This window comes from Actinosynnema sp. NPDC059797, from assembly GCF_042732085.1.
Classification (GTDB): domain Bacteria; phylum Actinomycetota; class Actinomycetes; order Mycobacteriales; family Pseudonocardiaceae; genus Actinosynnema.
In genome coordinates, this window is record NZ_JBHWIE010000521.1 from 1 (window position 1) to 3,923 (window position 3,923).

Consider the following 3,923-nt stretch of genomic DNA (forward strand, 5'->3'; position numbering starts at 1 on the left):
CCACCGCACCACGCGGCGGTGCCCGGCGTCCGCCGTTCGGGTCGACGAGGGCGGAGTCCGGCGGAGCGGCCCGGCTGCCCCGGTCGAGCGGCTCGTCGGCGGTGCGCTTCCTCGTTCGGAGTCGCGCGATCGCTCGCCGAAATCGACGATCCCGCGACCCGCGGTATTCGCGGTCGCCCGGCATTTGTCAATGAACCGCCCGATTCTCGCCGCAGGGCCGAATGGGCATCGCGGCGATCGATCGGAAGGGCGCGCCAAGGGCTGTCGCGCAACCGAGTCCTTCCGCCTCGTCGGCGGTGAGGTGGAGTGCGAGAACTGCGCTGAACGGCGTATTCGGCACGCGGCTTCCCGTGCTGCTGAGGCCGGAATTGCTGTCCGCAATTTTCGGATGAACACACCCACGGCAATGCGCGCCTTGACCGGTTGAGATTTTCTTCGCAATAGTGTTCACCTCGCTTCGAGGCGGAACGACGAGGAGCGCATGTCGGCGGACGGGCCCGGCTTGGTCGGGGTGCGGGAGATCAGGCGGCTCATCGCGGCGCTGACGGCCCGCTCCCGGGACCAGGGGCGTCCGCTGCCAGTGGTCGTGCTGGTCGGTCCGCCGGGTTCGGGGAAGACGGCGCTGCTGGAGGAGACCGACGCCAGGTACGCGGACCGGGTACCGCGCGTGCTGCTCGACTTCGGCGCGCTGCCTGCCGACGTCACCCCGGCGGAGGTCTTCCGCCGGCTCGCCCTCGGGCTCGGCCGCCACTGCCCCCAGTTCGGCCGGTTGCCCTTCCCGCTGGTGGAGATCTGCCTGGCGGCGAGCGCGACGGCGGACGACGCGGGTGGCGCGGCGGACCCCGGGCCGGAACCACCGGTCCTGGGCGAGCTGATCCGCCCGATCCTGGACCTGGCGCTCGGGTCGAGCGAGTGGCTGTCGGCGGTCGACGCGCTGTTGAAGGTGATCGACGTGGCGAACCGGCGCCGGGTGCTGCGGCGGCTGGGCGCGATGTCCCGCGGCCAGGGCGACGCCCGGGACGTGATGGTGGCGCTGCGGGAGGCGGTCCGGGACGGTGCGGCGGGGCGGGCGGCGGTGGACCGCGTGGTGGCCCGAGCGTTCCGGGTCGACCTGCGGGAGGCGTTCGCCGGGTGGTTCGACCGGCACCGGCGCACGGCGAACTGCCTGGTGCTGCTCGACAACGTCCACCTGCCCGCGGGCCGGCACTTCCTGAGGGCGCTCGTCGCCGAGGACGACCCGCGACCCGACCCGGTGGTGGTCGTCGCGGCCGCCGGCCGGTGGGACACGGCGTGGGACGGCCAGTGGCGGCGCCCGGGGATACCGGTCACCAGGTCCGCCGACCTGCCGCTCCCGCTCGGCACGACCGACGTCGCCCGCGCGGTGGACGGGGGCGCGCCTTTCGCGCCGCCGTGGTTGCTGGTGCGCGTGGGCGAGATGTCGGCGGCGGACACGCGCCGGGTTCGGCCGGCGGACCAGGCGGGCTCGGTGCTGGCCAGGGCGCCGTCCTTCCTGCACCGGGTCACCGGCGGGCTCCCGTGGGCGGTGCACCGGGTGGTCGACGTGGCCCGCACGCTGCCCCGCGACGCTCCGGCGGAAGGGCTGCGCACCCTGTTCGCCGTCGCCCTGGAGGACGGCGACCGGGCGTTGACGCTCGTGGACCGCAGCGAGCGGCACCTGCTGGACGGCGGGTTCAGCCTGTCGGAGCTGGAGGACCTGACCGTCGCGAGCGCGACGCGCGACCTCGGCTTCCCGGCCGGCGCCGGCATCCCGGGCGTGGGCCCGCCCCGGTCCGCGGAGGCGCTGCGCGCCAAGCTGGTCAACAACTTCCTGCTGCACCGGCGCGAGGGCGACCCGGCGCGGCTGGTCCTCCAGCCGTGGCTGCGCCACGTCCTGCTGCACCGGCTCGCCGCCCGGCCGGACGACCACCGCGACAGCTGGGCGAAGGTGCACTCCCGGTGCCGCCTGCACCACCAGGCGCGGGGGAACCCGGTCGACGCCCTCTACCACGGCCTGGCGCTGGGCGACGTCGACGCCGTGGTGGAGCACCTCGCCGGGATGCTGCGCGAACCGCTGGACCGGGCGGCGGGGTGGGCGTGGGTCGACGCCTTCGAGGCGATCACGTCCGCGCCGAACCGCCTGCCGAAGGACCGGGAGCCGCGCCGGCAGGTCGAGCACCTCATCGCCGACCGGGACGCGGAGGACGCGCTGCCCAGGCTGGTCGTGGCGCGCTGGTTGCAGCAGGACCCGACGGGCGACCCGGCGGAGCACCTCAGGCCCACCATCGCCACGAGCGCCGAGCTCGTCGCGGCGCGGGCCCGCGGCGAGGGCGCCATCGTGTTGCAGGACCGCGTGGAGGAGTACGCGCAGTGGAGGTAAGGCGGCAGTCGGACGACCTCGTCATCCCGCCCCCGATCTGGGGGAGGCTTTGGGTGTGGCTCGCGCTCGGCGCCGTGCTGGTCGCCATCGCGGGGGCGATCGTGGTGCCGATGTGGGTGCGGTCGGCCGAGCGGTGCGCGGACGGCGTGACGAGGACGGAGGACGGCGAGTGCGTCGGCGTCACGGACGGCAGCTACGTCTTCACCCCCGAACTGGCCGGGGTCCAGGGCCTGATCCGCACCGAGAACGAGTCCGTCCTCGCCGCCGGCAAGGAGTACGTCAGCGTCGCGCTGATGGTCCCGATGACGTTGACGGAGCGGGACAGCACCCCCATCGAGTGGGTCAGGCACCACCTGCAGGGCGCGTACGTGGCGCAGCACCGCGCCAACCACGACGCCGCGACCGGCGACCGACCGCTGATCCGCCTGCTCCTGGCCAACCCGGGCAGCGTGCTGGCGCGGTGGGAACCGGTCGTCGCCGAGCTGGAGCGCAGGCGCGCCGCCCCGGACCACCTCGTCGCGGTCGCCGGCATCGGGCTGAGCCTGGCCACCTCCCGGGACGCGATGACGCGGCTGTCCGCGGCCAAGATCCCGATGTTCGGCTCGACGCTCACCTCCGACGACCTCGGCGACATCGACGGGCTGCTGCGCATGGCCCCGACGAACGCCGCCCAGGCGCGGGCCGCCGCGGTCCACGTGAAGGCGGAGGCCCGGACGGCGCTGCTGATCCAGGACGACACCGAGGCCGAGCTCTACCCCGGGACGCTCGCGGAGTCGTTCTCCGCGGCCTTCGCCGACGCCGACCACCGCTTCACGGGCCAGACGGAGTTCTTCGACTCCCGGCTGAGCGGGGTCGGGAACACCTTCCTGCAGATGATCCCGAACATCTGCACCGCCAGGCCCGACGTGATCTACTTCGCGGGCCGCGGCGAGCAGCTCCTGGTGCTGGTGGCGCAGTTGGTGGAGCGCAACTGCAAGGACCACCGGATCAGGATCATGACCGGCGACGACCTGTCCGCCGTGCCGTTCCCCGGCGACCTGGCCCGGCGGGCGGCGGACGCGGGCGTCGAGGTGCTCTTCACCGCGCTCGCGCACCCCGACGCGTGGCGGGAGGCCGAGGCGGAGTTCGACCCCGCCGCGACGTACTACCTGCGGGACGCGGTGTGCACGGTGTGCTTCCCGGTGCTCTTCCCCGACGACGGCCTCGACGACGCCAGCGCGATCATGGCCTACGACGCCGTGTTGACCGCGGTCCGCACGGTCCGGCTCGCCGGCGTCCCGCCGGACCGCCAGATGTCCACCGAGGACCTGCTCCAGGTGCGGAACCGCCTGCACGGCGAGTACTCGGTGGCCGGCGCGAGCGGTCGGCTCTCCTTCGACGAGCGCGGCTCGCCGACCGCCAAGGTGGTGCCGATCATGCGCGTGCAGCCCGACGGCACGGCCCGGTTCGCCCACCTGGCCAAGTCCTGAGGCCGGTCCGGCGCGCGACCGGGCCCGGGGCCCCCCGGGCCCCCGGCCCCCCCCCCGCCCGGCCCCCGGGGTCAGGG

The 3,923-nt window shown here is 74.5% G+C and carries 3 protein-coding genes; all 3 read left to right on the forward strand.

Features of this window, described 5'->3' with window-relative positions; genetic code table 11:
- The coding region (locus ACFV4N_RS40930) for a hypothetical protein (RefSeq protein ID WP_499678074.1) at positions 1-427 on the forward strand (427 nt) is incomplete at its 5' end.
- A gap of 54 nt (positions 428-481) precedes the next feature.
- Positions 482-2,377, forward strand: a complete 1,896-nt coding sequence (locus tag ACFV4N_RS40935; RefSeq protein ID WP_499678075.1) for a hypothetical protein — start codon at positions 482-484, stop codon at positions 2,375-2,377.
- Between the two features lie 53 nt (positions 2,378-2,430).
- The gene (locus ACFV4N_RS40940; RefSeq protein WP_499678076.1) at positions 2,431-3,846 is read left to right on the forward strand and encodes a type 1 periplasmic-binding domain-containing protein; all 1,416 of its coding nucleotides are present in this window, start codon (positions 2,431-2,433) and stop codon (positions 3,844-3,846) included.
- The last annotated feature ends 77 nt before the right edge of the window (positions 3,847-3,923 follow it).

Bases quoted from the DNA above. Each gene is read 5' to 3' on its own strand.
- ACFV4N_RS40935 (WP_499678075.1), top strand. From the start codon at position 482: ATGTCGGCGGACGGGCCCGGCTTGGTCGGGGTGCGGGAGATCAGGCGG.